This is a genomic window from Streptomyces sp. NPDC058086 (assembly GCF_042885015.1).
Taxonomy (GTDB): Bacteria; Actinomycetota; Actinomycetes; order Streptomycetales; family Streptomycetaceae; genus Streptomyces.
On record NZ_JBHVST010000045.1, the window covers coordinates 1 to 18683 of the forward strand.

Sequence of the window (18683 nt, forward strand, 5' to 3'; positions counted from 1 at the left end):
CGCGTCTCCATCGACCTGGGCCGGCTCGGTCCGGACGCGGTCACGGTCGGTGCCGCGATCCTGCCGCTCGCCGACTTCTTCGCGCGCGGCGGCCGACGCGCCGAGCCGGTGAGCGAGGGCCCCTCCCCGGCGTGGCGCACCGCCCTGGAGGAGCGCGCCCCGCACTGACCCGCAGCCGGGGGTTCACGACGTCCGTCTGGTGATCGCTTCCGGCACGACAGCCGCCCTGCCTACCCGCGGCAGGGCAGGGGCCCTTGAGATCGTCCGGAGGACCCCTGCCGTCGCTCCCTTACCGCGTCACTTGGCGGGCTTGTAGAAGGCGTAGGTGGCGGAGTAACGCACGCTGATCTGGTCGGTTCCGGTGCAGGCGGTGGTGGGGGCGACGCCGCCGTGGGTGTCGAGGCGCTGGATGTAGGAGACGCCGGCGAAGACCCCGGTGCCGCGAGTGGCGGTGGACTGCAGGAGAAGCTCGGGGATGGTGCCGGTCTTGGGGGAGTTGGCGATGGCGGTGGCGTTGACCGCGCTGCCGTCCACCGTGGACACCCAGACGGGGCCGCGGGAGTGGAGGGCGACGGGGCGGTGGGAGCGGTCGTTCCCGGCCCACAGGGTGGCGGCGGGTTCCAGCAGTTTCCAGGTGCCGTCGGTGCAGGTGTAGGTCTGGACGCCTTCGGCGGAGAAGACGCCGGTGAGCCGGTTGCCGTCCGGGACCTTCAGCGCGGCGGGAGCGTCGACGCCGGTGCGGCCGGGCTGCGAGGTCGCGGCCTGACCGACCGTCGCGCCGAAGAGCGTGCCGGCGGTCACTGCGGCGAGAGCTGTCGTGGTGAGGACGAGACGTGTGGCGAGCTTCATCGGGTTTTTCTCCAGAACGTTTTCTGAACGAGGTCGAGTGGCACCGCGGCGGCTGGGCGGGCTGTCGGCGGTGCGCACACGGCTACGCCCTGTTCTTCGGCGTTCTTCGGCGTTCTCCGGCCGTGCTGCACCGGGCGACAGCCACGGTGTCCTTGTCGGGATCACCGAGAGTCGTTCCCGCCGATACCGGGATCGTCGACGCGATGACGAGTAGGGAGTATCGCCGTACGGGTTTCGGCTCGACGAGGGCCTATGGGGCACGTGGCCGGGCACGCCGCCGCGTCCTCGGGGCGTTCGACGGGCCGTCGAAGCGGCGGGGAGCGACGGATCACAGCAGCCCTCGACAGGGGCGTCACTGGCTTTCCGTGGTGAGTGGATGCCCAACGGCCGGGCCGGCCGCGGTGTCCATCGGGTTCGTGTTCCGGTTTCGCCACCACGGCACCAGTTGGACGAGGCCGAACATCACCTCGACGCCGAAGAACAGCCAAAGCAGCCGCATGGCACCGTGGGCCAGCGCGTACGCCTGCCACGCCGCGAACAGCGTGCGCGCGATGCCGTCGAGCAGTCCGTGCACCGGCAGCGGCCGGACGATGCGCAGGACGGCCCAGACCACCACGACCGAGCCCATCAGATTCGCGTACAGGGTCTGCACCGGGTCGAGTTCGGGCAGGGCGCCCAGCCCGAGCGCGTTGCCCGACGAGGACAGCGCATCGTGCACCAGCGCGTACGTCCAGGGCGTCGCGAAGCCCGCGGTGACGACGAGGTCGTACCAGGCGCTTGCCCGTACGGCGCGAAGATAGGCGGGGCGTTCGGGGGCGAGGGTCCGGATCACGATGAGGCTCCAACTGGTCTCGGGTCAGCGACGCCTCACGCTAAACAGTGGAGTACGGTCCAAGGTCAAGCCCGCCGTCCGATGGAGGGACATGCGTATCGGAGAGCTCGCCGCGCAGACGGGCATGAGCAGAGACACCATTCGGTTCTACGAGAAGGTCGGCCTCGTCACGGGTCGGCGGCTGGCCAACGGTTATCGCGACTTCCCGCCCGAGGCGGTGCCCTGGTTGCAGTACGTCCGCACCGCGCAGACGCTGGGATTCTCGCTCGCGGAGATCGCTCGGCACGGCGAGGAGTTGCGGGAGGCGCCGGACTCTGCGGAAGCGCTGTCCGTGCTGTTCGAGCAGAAGATCCAGGTCATCGACGCCCGCATGGCCGAACTCGCCACCCTGCGGGCCGAACTCGCCACGCGCGTCGACACCGGGTGCCCGTTGCGGGCCATCGGCCGACCGAGCTGACCACGAGGTCGTGGGCGCGGGCGGCCCGGTAACTGGCCTACCGCGGCCGGGCGTCGCACGCCGCTCCGCCCGGCGGCGCCTTCGGGCATGACCTCGGAGGTAATCGACCCCGCCCCGGCCCTCCGGAACCATGAAGGACGTACCCACTCGTCCCGCCACCGGATTCCGGGAGGTTTCCCATGCCGTACTTCGAGAGCCCCGTCGATGGCACCCGACTGCACTTCGTCGACTATGGACCCGACACCGGACAGGTGATCGTGTTCGTCAACAGCGCATACTTCGGCACGGAGATGTGGGAGTACCAGATGCTGCCGCTCGCCGCGGAGGGCTACCGGTGCGTCGGCTTCGACCGGCGCGGCCACGGCCGGTCCGACGATGTGTGGGGCGGGTTCGACCTCGACAGCCTGGCCGACGACGTCGACGGGCTGCTGCGCCACCTCGACCTGTCCGGGGTGACACTCGTCGGGCACTCCATCGGGACCGCGGAAGTCGTACGTTGTCTGACCCGGCACGGCGTCGAGCGGGTGGCGAGGGTGGCACTCGTCGCGGGCATGGCGCCCGGGGCCGTCCGGTCCGCGGACCATCCGAACGGCATCGACCCGGGCGTCGTCGAGGCCGGCAACGAGGTCTTCCGCCGCGACCGGGCCGCCTTCTTCGTGGACGGGGCCCGCTCGTTCTTCGCCCTCGACCTCCCCGGGAACGAACTCTCCCCGGCCTATGTGCAGTCCATGATCAACCGCTGCCACGGTGCCACCGCGCGCGGCGGGGCGGCGTTGGGAGACCTCGCGGCCACCCTGAACGTCGCCCCCGAGCTGCCCAAGCTCGACCTGCCCGCGCTGGTCGTCCACGGCACCCACGACACGTCGGCGCCGCTGGAGCTGACCGGCCGCCGGGCGGCCGAACTGCTCCCCAACGGCACACTCAAGGTCTACGAGAACGCGGGCCACGGCCTTTTCGCCACGCACGCCGAACGGCTCCTCGCGGATCTGCGGGAGTTCATGGCCCGCGACTGACGTCCCGGGCGCGTCACGCGAACGCGTTCACCCCGGTCAGCTCCGCCGACAGCGTCCACAGCCGCGCGGCCTGCTCGGGGTCGATCGCGTAGTCGCGTACGCCGGTCCGCTCGCCGTCCGCCGGGGCGACCTCGGCGATGTCGCAGTCCTCGCAGTACACCCCGCCCAGGCCGGCCAGCTGGGGTGAGGTCGCGGCCCACACCTGGGTCGCCGCACCCTCCTGGGGCGACTTGAAGGCGGACGGGTGCAACAGGTTGCCGTCCTCGTCGATCCAGCCGCGCTCCACCATCTCCTCCTTGGCGAGGTGGCGCTGCAGCGGGGTGAGGATGCCGCCGGGGTGGAGGGCGAAGGCACGTACGCCGGACTCCCGGCCGAGCCGGTCGAGGTGGACCGCGAACAGGACGTTCGCGGTCTTCGCCTGCCCATACGCCTCCCACTTGTCGTAGCCGGTGCGCCAGTGCACGTCGTCCCAGCGGATCGCCGAGTTGTGGTGACCGCCCGAGGAGACGGAGACGACCCGCGCGCCGCCCGGCTCGATCGCGGGCCACAGACGGTTCACGAGCGCGAAGTGGCCGAGGTGGTTGGTGGCGAACTGGGCCTCCCAGCCGGGACCGACGCGGGTCTCCGGGCAGGCCATGATCCCGGCGTTGTCGATGACGATGTCGATGGTGCGGCCGGAGGCGAGGAAACGCTCGGCGAAGGCGCGGACGCTGTCGAGGTCGCCGAGGTCGAGCTCGTCCACCTCGACCCCGTCGATGCCCTCGACCGCCTCCCGGGCCACGTCCGGGCGGCGCGCCGGAACGACGACGTGGGCGCCCGCCTTGGTGAGCGCGCGGGTGGTCTCCAGGCCGAGCCCCGAGTACCCGCCGGTGACGATCGCGAGCTTCCCGGTCAGGTCGATCCCCTGGAGGACGTCGTCGGCGGTGCTGTGGGCGCCGAAGCCCGAGCCGATCTTGTGCTGTGCAGTGGTCATGTTTCGACGCTACGGATTAGAGAGCACTCGAAGTCAAGCGGAGGCCGCCGCCCACGGCGGGGGCCGGGCCCGGCGCCGGGCCCGGCGCCAGGCATGGAAAGGCCCCGACCGGACGGGGGAATCTCGGTCGGGGCCGTCTGTGGTGGGCACGGATGGCGGTCGCCTCTCGGCGAAAGGCTCCACAGGGCTTCAGCCGAACGATCGTCCTTGTGGGCAAAAGGTGAGACCCGGGGACACTGTCCCATCCGCACCCACGGTTGGTTTAACGGGGAACTATCGATGGGTGTTCCCGCGTGACCAGGGAAGGTGCGGTGATCTGCGTCACCCGGAGGGGGCAAGAGGGGCGGACGATTCTCGGGTCGCCGTACGACTCACGTCTCGGTTCGCCGTACGTCTTCACGCGTCCGGGGGCTCGGGCGCGGGTTTGTTCTCAGAGCCAAGCCTACTCCCGTCAGGTGCTGGTTACACGGGTCGGCGCCGTCCGCGACCGGGTCCAGGCCAGCAGCTCGTCCTCGCTCCAGGTGGTGATCACGCGCCCGGCGGGCACCCCGCACTCCTCTGCCCGCGCGCAGCCGTGGATCTGCCAGTCGAGCTGGCCGGGGGCGTGCGCGTCGGTGTCGATCGAGAAGAGCACGCCCGCGTCGAGCGCCCGGCGCAGCAGTCGGCGCGGTGGGTCGAGCCGTTCCGGGCGGCAGTTGATCTCCACGGCGGTACCCGACTCCGCGCAGGCGGCGAACACCGCGTCCGCGTCGAACTCCGACTCGGGCCGCCGCCGCTCGGTGAGCAGCCGGCCCGTGCAGTGCCCGAGCACGTCCGCGAGCGGATTGCGTACGGCGGTGACCATACGGCGGGTCATCGACCTGGCGTCCATGCGCAGCTTGGAGTGCGCCGACACCACCACGACGTCCAGCAGCTCAAGCAACTCCGGCTCCTGGTCGAGCGATCCGTCGTCGAGGATGTCGCACTCGATGCCGGTGAGCAGCCGGAAGGGGGCCCACCGGCGGTTGAGCTCCGCCACCACCGCCAACTGCTCACGCAGCCGCTCCGGGGACAGGCCCCGCGCCACGGTCAGCCGCGGCGAGTGGTCCGTGAGCACCGCCCACTCGTGCCCGAGGCGCGCGGCGGTCCGGCCCATCTTCTCGATCGGACTGCCGCCGTCCGACCAGTCGGAGTGCAGATGGCAGTCGCCGCGCAGCAGCGCCCGCAGCCGTTCGCCGCCCTCGGCGAGGGGGCCCGCGGCCTCCTGTTCCAGTGTCTCGAGATAGCCGGGCAGCCGACCGGCCACCGCCTCGCGCACGACCTGTGCCGTCTTCGGCCCGATGCCCTTCAGTGACTCCAGGGTTCCGGCTGCGACGCGCCTGTCGACCTCCCCGGCGGGCAGCGCGGCCAGCACGGCCTCCGCGGTGCGGAAGGCCCGTACGCGATAGGTGGGGGCCTGGGTGCGCTCCAGCAGGAACGCGATCCGGTCCAGGGCCTCGACGGGATCCATCGGCACCACCTTCCGTGAGCTCCCCACCCCTTTCAAGCCCTTCAAGCCTTGCCCAGCCGCCGTCGGCCCGCACGGCGGAGTGTCGCTCACCTCGGCCCGCTCGCGGGAATGGATCTACGCTCTAGGCATGACCGAAATCTCGAGCCCTCGCATCTCCTACCCGCGGGTCATCGTGCTCGGGGTGCAGCCGTGCGACCCGCCGTTTCGGATCGTGGAGATCGACGGGGAAATGGTCGGCGAGGCGAAGTCGATCACCGATGTCCTGACGTTCGCCGGCTCCCAGGGGATCCATATCCACGATCTCGACGACCCGGACGTGGTGCGCTGGGTGGGCGGCGACAAGTTCACCTGGGCGCCGCGCTAGGTCCTGTCCGGCGGATCAGGGCGCGGCGCCGGACGGCTGGATCGAGAGGCGGGAGCGCGCGGACCTCGGGGTTCGCGCCGGTGTGAGCTGCCGCGGGAGGAATGACCCCGCACCCCAGGAAAGATCACCAAAGGGCGGGAACCCGGCATGGGCCGATTCCCGCGAGGGCACGGTTGATCTTGCCGGGTGATCGCGACCGCCCCGGCGCCCCCTCTTCCCTCCGGGAGTCGTCATGCCCCGTGGCTTCGCCGTGCCCGCCGCCGCCCTCCTCGCCTCGACCGGTCTGCTTGCCTCGACCGCCCTGCTCGCCGCCGTACCGGCGAGCGCGGCGACGCACGGCGCGTCGCGGGCCGCGGACGTGTGCTTCTGGACCGCCGCCGGACAGCACGGCTCGTCGTGGTGCTACACCCCACCGGGCTATACGGACGTCCCGGAGTTCCTGCACGACAAGGCCGCCTCCTTCAGGTCCAACGCCGACACCGCCGTGTACGCCATCGACTGGGGCCGCGGCACCTGCTACGCCCGGCTGATCCGGGCGCACGACCTGGCCGACAACTGGCCCTGGGGCGCCCGGCTCGACGGCGTCGCCGACACCATGATGGGCTGCGAGGTCGGCTGACCCGTGCGACTCCTTCGCGCGCTCGCCGCCGCCGCGCTCGCGGTACTGGCGTTGACGGGGTGCTCCACGGCGACGGCACAGCGGGCCGTGCCCCCGCTGCCCAGAACCGAGCGCGACCGCGACGACCTCATCGACACCGCCCAGCAGGTGCTCGTCGACCGCTGTCTGGCCCGGCAGGGACTGACCCTCCAGAATGCCTCGGCCCCGCAGGACCGCAGCGCCGCGGCCCCGCAGGACCGCCGACTGCAGGGCGCACTCTTCGGCCGCGGCCGCCCCGAGCTCTCCGTCACCCTCGCCACCGGCTACACCGTCACCGCCCACACGGACGGCTGCCTGGCAGCCGCCGAGCGCGATCTCTACGGCGACCAGCGGCTCTGGTTCCATACCCGGGTCGTGGTGAACAACCTGCGGGCCGAGGCTCAGCAGCGCATGAAGCGCGACCCCGACTACCGCGCCGCGACCGCCCGCTGGACCCGCTGCGTCACCCCGGCGCACGGGCCCCGCCCCGGCCGCCCCGACCCCGCCGTCTCCACGCGCTGCGCACGCGAGAGCGGCCTCACCCGGCTGCGGGCGCGGCTGGAACCGGCCCTGCTGGCCCGGGTCCGCGCCGAGCGGCACGGACAACTGACCACCTACCGGCAGTTGCGCACCCGCGCACTGCGCCGCGCGGCGGATCTGTACGCCGAGCGGACCGTGCAGATAACCCTGAAGAAAGGCAGTGACCCTTCGTGATCACCCAGCGTCTCGCCCTCTCCGCCGCCGCGGCCCTGCTCGCCCTCACCGGTGGCCTCGCCCTGGCCACCCCCTCCGGCGCGGCCGACTGCCCCAGCGGCAACTTCTGCGTCTGGGAGAACGCCAACTTCGACGGCCAGCGCGCCAACTGGTCGGGGGACGACGGGTGGTGGGAGAGCTGGATCGCCGACACCGACTCCTCCTGGGCCAATCACGGCATCTCGGGCCCCGGCGTCAAGGACCACGTGAAGGTCTACGAGGACGCCTGGCAGGGCGGCGCCATGACGATCTGTCTCGGACCGGGGGAGGAGGTCGGCCACAACGCCGTGGCGAACGACCGCGGTGACTCGCACACCTGGTCCATGGGCTGCTGAGAGGCCGACCCCAGCTGATCGACCCCAGCTGATCGACCGCAGCTGATCGACCGGGCCGATCAACGCCGTCCGCCCGCGGTGGGGGGCCGCGGGCGGACAGTCATGCCATGCGCTCCCTCACGCCTTCGGGACCTCGCGCCGATCGCGCCGGCCCCGCCGACGGCGCTTGGGATGCACCGCGCGGCCGATCCGCCGTCCCAGCAGCAGATAACCCACCAGCGCTCCGGACGTGTTCAGGATGACATCGTCGATGTCGAAGGCGCGCCCGGTGATCAGCGTGCCCTGGACCAACTCGACCAGCAGCATCACCACCGCGGTGAGCAGCAGAACGCGCAGGATCCCCCGAGCCTTCGGAATCAGCACGGGCACCAGCACGCCGAACGGCACACCGAGCAGGACGTTCCCGCCGATCTGCTTCACGGCGTCGCGCAGGGCCGGCTGGTCGAGATACGCCCGAAGGGAACTGCCGGGGTGCAGATTGGTGTGGATCAGCGCCTTCGACGCCGGTGACGGTTCCAGCGTCAGGCGGGCCAGCGCGACCGCGAACGCCACCATGGCCACGAAGGCCAGCAGCATCACGAGCAGCCGCACGGGCAGTGGGAGCGCCTTTCGCTCCTGTGCGGGTACCGATGACCGTCGACCGGATTTCGCTGTACCGGTGGTGCGCAGGGTGCTCAAGAGTGACGCCGTACGGACCATTCGATTCTCCCGGTTTCAACTGCTCTCCAGGTAAGGGCGGTTACCCGCAAAGCGTCCTTCGATGCCGAAAGCCCCGCGCGACGGAAGGAGGGGGTCATGAAAGGGGGTCCCGCGGGCACTCGGGGGCAGGGGCGCCCGGCGGGATCCTGGCGCTGTTCGTCGCCGCGCGGGTGTTCTTCGGACTCGGGCCGAAGCCGGACCACCGGCACCGGCGAGGAACCCGAGACCCGTGGGGCACGCCGTGCGGGAGGCGGGGCCCGGCGGGGCGACGACCGCGCCCCACTGGACCCTCGCCGGAGTGCAGCCCGGCTCAGGCGCCGTAGCTCACGCTCACCTCCTTGAAGCCGAGGGAGCGCAGCAGGCCGTCGAGCATGCCGGTGGTGTTCTCCTCGGCCCGCTTGGTGAGCTCGCTGTCCTTCGCCGCCTCGCCGATGTGCTTGACCGCGAGCTTCTGCACGGCCTGCTCGCTGTCCGGGTTGTCGGAGAAGAAGTCGCCGAGCCGGTCCAGCAGCCCACGCTGTTTGGAGACGGCGTACGAACGGTCGGTGTCGAGTGCGGGCTTGCCGAGGAACGCGTGCGGCAGCCGCAGCGTGGCCGTGGTGCGGTCGGAGTCGACCGTCACGTCCTTCTTGGCGAGCGAACCGAGGTCGACGTACGCCTCGACCGTGCCGGCCCCCACGTACAGCGTGCGGGTGCCGCGGATCGCGTCGGGCAGGTACTTGGCATCCTTCTCCAGGTCCACCACCACCTGGAAGTTGCCCGAGGCGGCGTCGTAACGGCTCATGTCCTGGATCGACTTGAGGAGGGCTGGTCCGGAGCGGTCGTGCGTCTGGGTGCCGAACAGGTCGCGCAGCCCCGGCAGAACGGCCAGTCGCAGCCCGGCGAACAGCACCACGAGCACCAGCACGACGGCAGTGATCACCTTGGCCCACGCGGGCATGCGACTGGGCAGGCGTTTGATGGACGTCGTCATTCGACAGTCCTCCTTCCTGCTCACCGAATGCCCCCCAAATCGCCTACTAGGCCGCCCTGTTGGCGGATCGACGTCGCGGAAGGGGAGCGCGGGCGGGGGCGCGTCCACTCCGGGGGCACCGGCCACCGCACTTCGCCGTACGCCGAAGGAGCGCCGCGTCGACCCGCTGTACCGCGTCTGTCGCACTACATGCGGTGGTCCCCCGACGGGCGGGACCACCAGACCCCTTCCCCGTGGGTGAGCCCCGGGAGCCGCAGTTCGACCTCCCGCACATGCCGGGCCGGCAGCTCGCCGGTGACGAGCCAGGAGGTCCGGCCGCCGGTCGTCTCCCCGAACTGTGCGCCGTGCGCGGCGAGCCGGGCCGTGACCGGGGCCAGCGCGTCGAGCGGGAGCTCCACCTCGAAGGCGTGGTACGGCTCGTACACCCGCGTCCCCGCCCGCTCCAGCGCGCGCCGCAGCACGACCGGGGTGAGGCCGCGGAAGTCGGCGGCCGTGCTGAGCGGCGCGGCGAATCCGGAACGCACGAGCGTGACCCTGTAGTCCGTGACCGGCCGGCCGCGCGGACCGGAGAGCAGGGTCGCGTGGACCGTGTCCTCGATTGCCTGGTGGAAGGCCCGCGGCAGGGCGCCGAGCTCGGTCTCGTACGTGAAGACGCCGCCGGAGCCGTGCGGTCCGGGCTCGATCCGCAGCCCGACCGTGGCCCAGAATCCGATGTGCCCGTGCCGCTGGATCTCCTCGCAGGCCTCGCCGGTGCCGTCCGGCCGTTCCAGGAACCGCACCCGGCTCGGTTCGAAGTCCGCCTCGATGCCGAAGTCCTGGGCGAGCGTGGCCGCGAGGACCTCCTTCTGCACCTCGCCGTAGAGGAGCAGCGCGGTGCTGCCGGACGTGGCGGGCCTGGCGTGCATCAGCGGGTCCTGGTCGGCCAGCGCGAGGAGGGCCGAGCGCAGCGGGGCCGCCTGGCCGGGGTGCCGAGCCCGGACGAGGGTCTCCAGGGTCGGCGCCGCGAACTGCGGCGCACGGGCCGTGACCTCACCGAGACGGTCGCCGACGCGGATGCCGCCGATGCCCCGGAGCGCGGCGATGTTGCCCGCGGTCAAGGTGGCCGCCCCCGGCTGCCCCACGACCTCAAGTTCCCGGGCCCTGCCGGGGACCCGAGTGGTGCGCCCGTCGGCCTCGCGCCGGGTGAACGCAAGTCGCTGACGACGCGTCACTTCACCGTCGTACAGCCGCAGATACGCCGTGCGCTCGCCGCCGGGTCCGGGGCGCACGGCGAAGACCGTGCCCCGTGGCTCGGCGCGGTCGGGGGCCGTCGGGCGCGGGACGAGCCGGCTCAGCCCCTCGACCAGCTCGGCGACCCCCTGCCCGCCCAGGGCGGACCCGAAGAAGACCGGGTGGAGGGAGCCGTCGGCGGTGCGCGCGCCAAGCGCGGCCTCCAGGACGTCCGGGGTCGGCGGAGGGCCGTCCACGACCGCGGCGAGGACGCCCGTGTCCACCTCCGCGAGCGTGCCGGCCGCCGTCTCGTCCAGCGGACGCGGGACGACTCGGGCATGCGCGGTGCCGAGGCCACGCACACCGGCGAGCGGGACGACGTACGGCGTGAGGCGGCGCCGGATGTCGTCGAGGAGCCCCTCCTCCCGCGCACCCGCCCGGTCGATCTTGTTGACGAAGATCAGGGTGGGCAGCCCGAGCCTTCGCAGGGTCTTCATCAGGACGCGCGTCTGTGCCTGCACGCCCTCCACGGCGGACAGGAGCAGCACGGCGCCGTCCAGGACCTCCAGGGCGCGCTCGACCTCGGCGATGAAGTCGGCGTGCCCGGGGGTGTCGATGAGATTGATCTGGACGTCGCCGACGGTGAAGGCGGCGACGGCCGAGCGGATGGTGATCCCGCGCCGGCGCTCGATCTCCCCGTCGTCGGTGCGGGTGTCACCGGCGTCGACGCTGCCGAGCCGGTCGATGGCGCCGGCGTCGAAGAGCAGCCGCTCGGTGAGGCTGGTCTTACCCGCGTCGACGTGGGCCAGAATGCCGATGTTCAAGGTGTCCATGCGTGGTCGAGTCCTCGGGAACAGTCGTCCGGTGGGGGCGCTGAGAAGTTCCGAGGAATCGGCGCACGTCGTTCTCCCGTGGGTGAGGGGCGCTGGCGGGACCATCCTGGCGCATGCCCCGTGACCGTCCGCAACCGAATTTCCCCCGGTGGGGGTACCCGGCCGGGGCCCAGTAGCATGAGGCACGCATCCCGGGTCGATCATGCCGATCGCGGCGCACCCGGATCGATCTTGCGAGGAGCGGTCGTGCGTGACATCGCCGTGTTCAGCGGTAGTGCCCATCCCGAGCTGGCGGCAGAGGTCTGCGCCCATCTCGGCGTGCCCCTCAGCCCGACCCGGGTCAGCCGGTTCGCCAACGACTGCCTGGAGGTCCAGCTCCAGGCCAACTGTCGCGAGCGCGATGTGTTCCTCGTGCAGCCGCTGGTCACTCCCGTGCAGGAGCACCTCGTCGAACTGCTGATGATGTGCGACGCGGCGCGCGGTGCCTCCGCCGGGCGGATCACCGTGGTCATGCCACATTATTCGTACGCCCGTTCGGACAAGAAGGACATGCCTCGGATCTCCATGGGCGGGCGGCTGGTCGCCGACCTGCTGGTGGCGGCCGGGGCCAGCCGCGTCCTCGCGATGACGCTGCACTCCCCGCAGGTCCACGGGTTCTTCTCGGTGCCGGTCGACCATCTGCACGCCCTGCGGGAGCTCGCCGCGCACTTCCGCGGTCACGATCTGTCGCGTACGACGGTCGTGTCGCCGGACCTGGGCAACGCCAAGGAGGCCGCGGCCTTCGCGCGGCTGATCGGCGCCCAGGTGGCCGCCGGTGCCAAGCAGCGGTTCGCCGACGACCGGGTGAGCATCAGCTCCGTCATCGGTGAGATCACCGGGCGCGATGTCATCGTGCTGGACGACGAGATCGCCAAGGGCAGTACGGTCCTCGAACTCCTTGAGCGGCTGCGGGAGTTGGGGCCGCGCTCCATCCGGGTCGCCTGCACCCACGGGCTGTTCGCGGCGGGTGCCCTCAAGCGGCTGAGCGAGCAGGAGGACATCCTGGAGATCGTGTGCACCAACACCGTGCCGGTCCCGGACGAGGAGCACACCGAGAAGCTGCGGATCCTGTCCATCGCCCCGGCGCTCGCCGAGGCCGTGCGGCGCATTCACAACGGTGAGTCCGTCAGCGCCCTGTTCGACGCGCCCCCGAGCGAATAAACAGGAAGAGCGACACTTCCTGACATCGTTCGGCGTTCGGCCTGACACAGTGCTCGACACCTCGCTCGGCCCCCGGCCAGGAAGCGGCGCAGCAACGCTCGGCGTCACCCAGGCGATCAGGAGGGCTCGCAGTGGCGAAGGCGAAGTTCGAGCGGACCAAGCCGCATGTCAACATCGGCACCATCGGGCACATCGACCACGGGAAGACGACACTCACGGCGGCCGTGACGAAGGTTCTGCACGACCGGTTTCCCGACCTGAACCCCTTCACGCCGTTCGACCAGATCGACAAGGCGCCCGAGGAACGCCAGCGCGGCATCACCATCTCGATCGCCCATGTCGAGTACCAGACGGAAGCCCGGCACTACGCGCACGTCGACTGTCCCGGCCACGCCGACTACATCAAGAACATGATCACCGGGGCCGCGCAGATGGACGGCGCGATCCTGGTCGTCGCGGCGACGGACGGGCCGATGCCCCAGACCAAGGAGCATGTGCTGCTCGCCCGGCAGGTCGGCGTCCCGTACATCGTCGTCGCCCTCAACAAGACCGACATGGTCGACGACGAGGAGATCCTGGAACTCGTCGAGCTGGAGGTGCGTGAGCTGCTCACGGAGTACGAGTTCCCCGGCGACGACGTCCCGGTCGTCCAGGTCTCGGCGCTCAAGGCGCTGGAGGGCGACCCGAAGTGGAGTGCCTCCGTTCTCGAACTGCTCGCGGCCGTCGACGAGTTCGTGCCCGAGCCGGTCCGGGACGTCGACCGGCCCTTCCTCATGCCGATCGAGGACGTCTTCACCATCACGGGCCGCGGCACGGTCGTCACCGGCCGGATCGAGCGCGGGGTGCTGAAGGTCCACAACGAGGTCGAGATCATCGGAATCCACGAGCAGAAGACGAAGACCACCGTCACGGGCATCGAGATGTTCCGCAAACTCCTCGACGAGGGACGGGCTGGGGAGAACGTCGGACTGCTGCTGCGCGGGGTCAGGCGCGACGACGTGGAACGGGGCCAGGTCGTGATCAGGCCGGGTTCGGTCACCCCGCACACGCAGTTCGAGGCGCGGGCGTACATCCTGTCGAAGGACGAGGGCGGACGGCACACGCCCTTCTTCGACAACTACCGGCCGCAGTTCTACTTCCGTACGACGGACGTGACGGGTGTCGTGACCCTTCCCAGGGGCACGGAGATGGTCATGCCGGGTGACAACACCACCATGAACGTGCAGCTCATCCAGCCCATCGCCATGGAGGAAGGCCTGAAGTTCGCCATCCGGGAGGGCGGCAGGACGGTCGGGGCGGGGCAGGTCACCAAGATCCTGAAGTGAGCGAGGGGGAGCCGGGCGAGGTCGCACCGTGCGGTCGGCAGGGGTCATAACGTGCCCGACGTGGCCTCCGGCTGGCCCAGCGCCGCGTCCAGCGACGCCGAGGGCGGCAGGAGCTGGGCCAGGCCGGTCACCTTGAGGACGCGCAGCGTCAGCGGCCGGGTGCAGACCAGGTGCAGCCGGCCGCCCCGGTCGAGAACGCGGCTCCTGGCGCGGTAGAGCAGGCGCAGCCCGGAGCAGTCGAAGAAGTCCACGGGCCGCAGGTCGATCACGATCTGCGGCTCCGGGTGCCCCGTCAGGGCGTCCAGGTACGGCGTGATCTCCAGTGCCGCGAGGATGTCGATCTCCCCGTGGAACTCCAGCACCGTGTGACCCCGGTCCCGGCGGACGCGCAGATGTCGGGTGGGCGGTGCGGGGTCGTGCGTCACGGCGACATCGCCTCCAACCGGCTGCTGACCCACTTCTGGTGGCAGGGCCCGCAAAACCGTTCCCTGCTCTGCAAGTTACCCTCGTTGGAGTGAATTGCAGCATGTTCGATTGACATATGTCTGCCATTTGCATGGCGAGTCGTACCCCCGGTCGGCCGCGCGGATCACGACAGCGCGTGCCACGCCTTGGACAGTGCCTGGCGGAACTGATCCGTCTGGTGCGCGCTGAGGTCGCGCACCATGCGTTCCTCCAGCTCACGCACTTCGTCGGTGAACCGCGCCAGCAGTGCGCGCCCCTCGTCGGTGAGCAGGATCAGCAGCTCGCGCCGGTTGCGTGGATTGCGCTCGCGGCGGATCAGTCCGCGGTTCTCCAGTGAGCGCACCAGGTCGGCCATCGACTGTGCGGTCACGAAGGAGTCCCGCGCGAGCTGCGCCGCCGAGAGGCCGTCGTGTCGTTCCAGCACGGTGAGTGACGTGTACTGCAGTGCGGTGATCCCCGCCGGCTTCACCAGTTCGTCGAGGTGGGAGCGCACGACGAGCTCCACCTGCTTGACCATGTAGAGCAGGGACGGAGGTGCCTTCGTTACCTGGGTGCCGACCATGGGTTCAGCCTAAGGCATTGACAGGAAACCTGTCCGTAATGAGACTGCGAACCAACAGGAATCCTGTTGGTTGAAATCTTGGCGATCAAGGCTGAGGAGTGGGCAATGACGACCACCTTGGGGAGCGGGCCCGGGCGACTGTTCATCGGCGGACAGTGGCGCGAGGCGGCCGACGGAGCGCGTACGGACGTGATCGACCCGTCCACCGGCCAGGTGGTCACGACGGTCGCAGAGGCGGGTGCGGCGGACGTGGACGCCGCCGTACGCGCCGCACGGGAGGCCTTCGACCACGGCCCCTGGGCCCGCCTGAGCGGACGGGAGCGGGGCAGGGTGCTGCACCGCGTCTCGGAGTTGATCCGCGAGAACGCCGACGAGCTCGCCGCTCTGGAGAGCCTCGACGTCGGAAAGCCCATCTCCCTGTGCCGCCCCGTCGACGTGCTCACGGCGGCCGACGAGTACGAGTACTGCGCCGCGCTCGCCCAGACCCTGGACGGCGCCACCCGCGACACCCCGCTGGGCGCCTTCGCCTACACGCGCCGGGGACCGCTCGGCGTGGTCGCCGCGATCACGCCCTTCAACTTCCCGCTGATCCTCTCCAGTTCGAAGCTCGCCCCGGCCCTCGCGGCCGGCAACACCGTGGTGCACAAGCCCGCCGACGAGACCCCGCTCAGCGCCCTGTACATGGCCCGCCTGCTCCAGGAGGCCGGGGTCCCGGACGGGGTGGTGAACGTCGTCACCGGCAGCGGACCGGTCGCCGGCGAGGCCCTGCTGCGCAACCCCGGCATCGACAAGCTCGCCTTCACCGGTTCGACCGCCGTCGGCCGGCACGCCGCGAGCGTCGCGGGCGAGGCGCTCAAGCCGGTCACCATGGAACTGGGCGGCAACGCGGCCCACCTGGTCTTCGAGGACGCCGACCTGGAGAAGGCGGTCGGCGCGGTCATCAAGGGATTCGTCTTCAACACCGGGCAGTTCTGCATGGGCGGCCCGCGGCTGCTGGTGGCACGCTCGGTGTACAGCACCCTGGTGAACATCCTCGCCGACGCCGTCCCCGGCGTCCCGGTCGGTGACCCCCGCGCCCCCGAGACCGTCGTCGGTCCGATGGCGGGGGAGAGGCACCTCCGGAAGGTTGAGGAGTACGTCGAACTGGCCCGCAAGGAGGGTGCCCGCGTCGTCTGCGGCGGCGAGCGGCTCGACCTCGACGGCGGCTACTACTACAAGCCCACGGTCCTCGCGGGCCTGCCGAACGACTCCCGCGTGATCCAGGAGGAGATCTTCGGCCCGGTCCTCACCGTCCAGCCCTTCGACACCGAGGACGAGGCCGTCGGACTGGCCAACTCCACCCCGTACGGCCTGGCTTCGGGCATCCAGACCACCGACCTCACCCGCGCGCACCGAGTCGCCGACCGGCTCCAGGCGGGCATCGTCTGGATCAACGACTGGGCGATGCTCGACCCCGCGGTCCCCTTCGGCGGGGTCAAGGACTCCGGCTTCGGCCGGGAGTACGGGCCCGAGGCCCTCGCCGCCTACACCAAGGTCAAGTCCGTCGTCGTCTCGCTCGACTGAGCCGCGCACCATCAAGAAGAAGGAGTTCGTGCGATGTCCATCACCACCCGCGCGGCCGTGGTCGAGTCCTCAGGCGCGCCGTTCACGCTCGCCGATGTCGAACTCGACGAGCCCGGCTCCGGCGAAGTCCTCGTCCGTATGGTGGCGACCGGCCTGTGCCACACCGACCTCGGTGTGGCGAGCGGCGGTCTGCCCTTCCCCCTGCCCGGCGTCCTCGGCCACGAGGGAGCGGGCGTCGTCGAGGCCGTCGGACCGGACGTCACCGGCGTCGCCCCCGGCGACCATGCCGTCCTGTCCTTCACCTCCTGCGGCGGCTGCCACAACTGCCGTGACGGGCACCCCGCCTACTGCGCCACCTGGCTGCCGCTGAACCTCATCGGCGGCCGGCGTGCCGACGGCACCAGCACGATCAGCCGTGCCGGGGCGCCGCTCGGCGGCCACTTCTTCGGGCAGTCGTCCTTCGCCGAGCGTGCTCTGGTCGACGAGCGCAGCCTGGTGAAGGTCGACCCCGATGTGCCGCTGGAGTCCGTCGCCCCCCTGGGCTGCGGGGTGCAGACCGGGGTCGGGGCGGTCTGGAACGTGCTGAAGCCCGGGCTCGGCGACACCCTCGTCGTGCTCGGCGCCGGAGCGGTCGGCCTGTCCGCGGTGATGGCCGCCGCCCTGACCCCTGCCACGAAAATCATCGCCGTCGACCGGGTCGCCGAACGCCTCACCCTGGCCAAGGAGTTGGGCGCAACCCACACGATCGACGCGGGCGAGGCCGATCTCGGCGAGGCCGTCGCGCTGCTGACGGAGGGTCATGGCGCCGACGGTGTCGTCGAGACCACCGGCAGCGTCGCCGTACTGCGCCAGGGCGCCGACGCGCTCGCGGCGCGCGGGACCCTGGTCGTGGTCGGCGCCCCGCCCTTCGGCGCCGAAGTCGCCCTGGACGTCAACGGGTTGATCCCCGGGAAGCGGATCGTCGGCCTCACCCTGGGAGACAGCGAGACCCAGACCTTCATCCCCGCGCTGGTCCGGCTCGTGAAGGAGGGGCGGTTCCCGCTGCACCGCCTGATCAGCCACTATCCGTTCGCGGACATCGAGCAGGCGGTGCGGGACATGAAGGCGGGCAAGACGATCAAGCCCGTACTGACCTTCTAGTCGACAACCCGTACTTGTCTTCTAGTCGACAACCTGCACGTGTCTTCTAGTCGACCGTGAGCACCAGCTTGCCCGTGGTCCGGCCGGTGTCGCCGAGCGTGTGTGCCTCGGCGGCATCGGCCAGCGGGAACGCCCCGGCGATCGTCGCGCGCAGCTTGCCCGCGTCGACGAGGTCCGCGACCGCCCGCATGCCCGCGTGGTCGGCCTCCACCAGCATCCGCGCGGCCCGCACACCGAGCGCCGCGGCTTCCTTGTAGAGCTCCTCCGGCCCCATCGGCAGGATCGATACCACGATCCCGCCCTCGCGCAGCACACGCAGCGAACGGAAGGTGTTCTCCCCGCCGATCGTGTCCAGGACGACATCGACGGCCTGGACCGCCTCGGTGAATTCGGTCTCCCGGTAGTCGATCAACTCGTCGGCGCCGAGGCCGCGCAGGAACTCGTGCTTGCCCGCGCTCGCCGTGCCGATCACATACGCGCCGCGCGCCTTGGCGATCTGTACGGCCACATGCCCGACGCCGCCTGCCGCGGCGTGGATCAGCACCCGCTGCCCCGGCCGCAGGTCGGCCGTGTCGACCAGCGCCTGCCAGGCGGTCAGCGAGACCAGCGGCAGGGCGCCCGCCTCCGTGTGGTCGATCCCGGTCGGCTTCGGCGCGAAGGAGCGGGCGGGCGCGGTCACGTACTCGGCGTGCGAGCCGTGCCCGAACGGGTAGGGCAGCATGCCGAAGACCTCGTCGCCGGGCTCGTACAGGGTGACGCCGACCCCGACGGCCTCCACCACTCCGGAGACGTCCCAGCCCAGGACGAAGGGCGGCTGCCCCAGGAACCCGCCCGTCGCCCGGTGCTTCCAATCGGTCGGGTTGACCCCGGCCGCCCGCACCCGTACCAGTACCTCGCTCGGCCCGGGCGTCGGCCGATCGATCTCCACTTCCTTGAGGACCTCGGGCCCGCCGAGGACGTCCTGACTGATCGCGCGCATCGTGTTCGCAGTGCTCATGAACCCAGCGTGCCG

The 18683-nt window shown here is 70.9% G+C and carries 20 protein-coding genes and 1 pseudogene; 11 read left to right on the forward strand and 10 right to left on the reverse strand.

The features are described 5' to 3' along the window. A pseudogene (locus ACFVWD_RS30025) lies at window positions 1-168 on the forward strand (sugar kinase); the annotation flags it as partial. Window positions 169-297: 129 nt separating this feature from the next. Here the strand turns inward: ACFVWD_RS30025 and ACFVWD_RS30030 are convergent. Together ACFVWD_RS30030 and ACFVWD_RS30035 are read right to left on the reverse strand one after the other, a co-directional pair. Next, window positions 298-849, reverse strand: a complete 552-nt coding sequence (locus ACFVWD_RS30030; protein ID WP_389600583.1) for a DUF3455 domain-containing protein — start codon at window positions 847-849, stop codon at window positions 298-300. Between the two features lie 352 nt (window positions 850-1201). Continuing rightward, window positions 1202-1681 (reverse strand): hypothetical protein, encoded by a 480-nt coding sequence (locus ACFVWD_RS30035; protein WP_389600585.1) that lies wholly within the window; start codon window positions 1679-1681, stop codon window positions 1202-1204. Between the two features lie 91 nt (window positions 1682-1772). Here ACFVWD_RS30035 and ACFVWD_RS30040 point away from each other — a divergent pair, with 91 nt between their 5' ends. Together ACFVWD_RS30040 and ACFVWD_RS30045 are read left to right on the forward strand one after the other, a co-directional pair. Beyond that, complete coding sequence (locus tag ACFVWD_RS30040; RefSeq protein ID WP_389600587.1) at window positions 1773-2138, forward strand: MerR family transcriptional regulator; 366 nt, start codon at window positions 1773-1775, stop codon at window positions 2136-2138. Between the two features lie 179 nt (window positions 2139-2317). Continuing rightward, window positions 2318-3151, forward strand: a complete 834-nt coding sequence (locus tag ACFVWD_RS30045; RefSeq protein ID WP_389600589.1) for an alpha/beta fold hydrolase — start codon at window positions 2318-2320, stop codon at window positions 3149-3151. A 13-nt stretch (window positions 3152-3164) separates the two neighbouring features. On the opposite strand, the gene ACFVWD_RS30050 is transcribed toward ACFVWD_RS30045, so the two are convergent. Together ACFVWD_RS30050 and ACFVWD_RS30055 are read right to left on the reverse strand one after the other, a co-directional pair. Continuing rightward, the gene (locus ACFVWD_RS30050; RefSeq protein ID WP_389600591.1) at window positions 3165-4124 is read right to left on the reverse strand and encodes an SDR family NAD(P)-dependent oxidoreductase; all 960 of its coding nucleotides are present in this window, start codon (window positions 4122-4124) and stop codon (window positions 3165-3167) included. Between the two features lie 451 nt (window positions 4125-4575). Beyond that, window positions 4576-5613, reverse strand: coding sequence for a PHP domain-containing protein (locus ACFVWD_RS30055; protein ID WP_389600592.1), 1038 nt, complete (start codon window positions 5611-5613; stop codon window positions 4576-4578). Between the two features lie 127 nt (window positions 5614-5740). Here ACFVWD_RS30055 and ACFVWD_RS30060 point away from each other — a divergent pair, with 127 nt between their 5' ends. The 4 genes from ACFVWD_RS30060 to ACFVWD_RS30075 all read left to right on the forward strand — a co-directional run bounded on the left by ACFVWD_RS30060 (window position 5741) and on the right by ACFVWD_RS30075 (window position 7702). After that, window positions 5741-5977 (forward strand): hypothetical protein, encoded by a 237-nt coding sequence (locus tag ACFVWD_RS30060; RefSeq protein ID WP_389600594.1) that lies wholly within the window; start codon window positions 5741-5743, stop codon window positions 5975-5977. A 232-nt stretch (window positions 5978-6209) separates the two neighbouring features. Then, window positions 6210-6596: a hypothetical protein gene (locus ACFVWD_RS30065; RefSeq protein ID WP_389600596.1), complete on the forward strand. Its 387-nt coding sequence runs from the start codon at window positions 6210-6212 to the stop codon at window positions 6594-6596. A 3-nt stretch (window positions 6597-6599) separates the two neighbouring features. After that, window positions 6600-7328, forward strand: a complete 729-nt coding sequence (locus ACFVWD_RS30070; RefSeq protein WP_389600598.1) for a hypothetical protein — start codon at window positions 6600-6602, stop codon at window positions 7326-7328. Continuing rightward, a complete protein-coding gene (locus ACFVWD_RS30075) occupies window positions 7325-7702 on the forward strand; it encodes a peptidase inhibitor family I36 protein (protein WP_389600599.1) in 378 nt (125 codons plus the stop codon). The genes ACFVWD_RS30070 and ACFVWD_RS30075 overlap by 4 nt, the downstream gene beginning before the upstream one ends. Window positions 7703-7819: 117 nt before the next feature. Here the strand turns inward: ACFVWD_RS30075 and ACFVWD_RS30080 are convergent, their stop codons facing one another. The 3 genes from ACFVWD_RS30080 to otr(A) all read right to left on the reverse strand — a co-directional run bounded on the left by ACFVWD_RS30080 (window position 7820) and on the right by otr(A) (window position 11416). Beyond that, window positions 7820-8401, reverse strand: coding sequence for a VanZ family protein (locus tag ACFVWD_RS30080; protein ID WP_168514332.1), 582 nt, complete (start codon window positions 8399-8401; stop codon window positions 7820-7822). Window positions 8402-8711: 310 nt separating this feature from the next. Continuing rightward, window positions 8712-9374 carry a DUF4230 domain-containing protein gene (locus tag ACFVWD_RS30085; protein ID WP_389600600.1) on the reverse strand — a complete coding sequence of 221 codons (663 nt, stop codon included), beginning with the start codon at window positions 9372-9374 and terminating at the stop codon, window positions 8712-8714. Window positions 9375-9559: 185 nt separating this feature from the next. Beyond that, the gene (gene otr(A) / locus ACFVWD_RS30090; RefSeq protein ID WP_389600602.1) at window positions 9560-11416 is read right to left on the reverse strand and encodes a tetracycline resistance ribosomal protection protein Otr(A); all 1857 of its coding nucleotides are present in this window, start codon (window positions 11414-11416) and stop codon (window positions 9560-9562) included. Window positions 11417-11662: 246 nt separating this feature from the next. Between otr(A) and ACFVWD_RS30095 the strand changes: the two genes are divergently transcribed. Together ACFVWD_RS30095 and tuf are read left to right on the forward strand one after the other, a co-directional pair. Beyond that, the gene (locus tag ACFVWD_RS30095) at window positions 11663-12616 is read left to right on the forward strand and encodes a ribose-phosphate pyrophosphokinase (RefSeq protein ID WP_054234269.1); all 954 of its coding nucleotides are present in this window, start codon (window positions 11663-11665) and stop codon (window positions 12614-12616) included. A gap of 131 nt (window positions 12617-12747) precedes the next feature. Then, window positions 12748-13941: an elongation factor Tu gene (gene tuf, locus ACFVWD_RS30100; RefSeq protein WP_099919106.1), complete on the forward strand. Its 1194-nt coding sequence runs from the start codon at window positions 12748-12750 to the stop codon at window positions 13939-13941. 44 nt (window positions 13942-13985) lie between these two features. Here the strand turns inward: tuf and ACFVWD_RS30105 are convergent, their stop codons facing one another. Both ACFVWD_RS30105 and ACFVWD_RS30110 read right to left on the reverse strand, forming a co-directional pair. After that, complete coding sequence (locus ACFVWD_RS30105; RefSeq protein ID WP_385370069.1) at window positions 13986-14366, reverse strand: anti-sigma factor antagonist; 381 nt, start codon at window positions 14364-14366, stop codon at window positions 13986-13988. A gap of 164 nt (window positions 14367-14530) precedes the next feature. Next, on the reverse strand, window positions 14531-14968 hold the full coding sequence (locus ACFVWD_RS30110) for a MarR family winged helix-turn-helix transcriptional regulator (RefSeq protein WP_168514340.1): 438 nt from the start codon (window positions 14966-14968) through the stop codon (window positions 14531-14533). Window positions 14969-15073: 105 nt separating this feature from the next. Here ACFVWD_RS30110 and ACFVWD_RS30115 point away from each other — a divergent pair, with 105 nt between their 5' ends. Continuing rightward, window positions 15074-16531: an aldehyde dehydrogenase family protein gene (locus ACFVWD_RS30115; protein ID WP_389600604.1), complete on the forward strand. Its 1458-nt coding sequence runs from the start codon at window positions 15074-15076 to the stop codon at window positions 16529-16531. Window positions 16532-16564: 33 nt separating this feature from the next. Then, a complete protein-coding gene (locus tag ACFVWD_RS30120) occupies window positions 16565-17671 on the forward strand; it encodes an NAD(P)-dependent alcohol dehydrogenase (protein ID WP_389600606.1) in 1107 nt (368 codons plus the stop codon). 46 nt (window positions 17672-17717) lie between these two features. Here ACFVWD_RS30120 and ACFVWD_RS30125 read toward each other — a convergent pair whose 3' ends face one another. Then, on the reverse strand, window positions 17718-18668 hold the full coding sequence (locus ACFVWD_RS30125) for an NADP-dependent oxidoreductase (protein WP_389600608.1): 951 nt from the start codon (window positions 18666-18668) through the stop codon (window positions 17718-17720). Window positions 18669-18683: the final 15 nt, after the last annotated feature.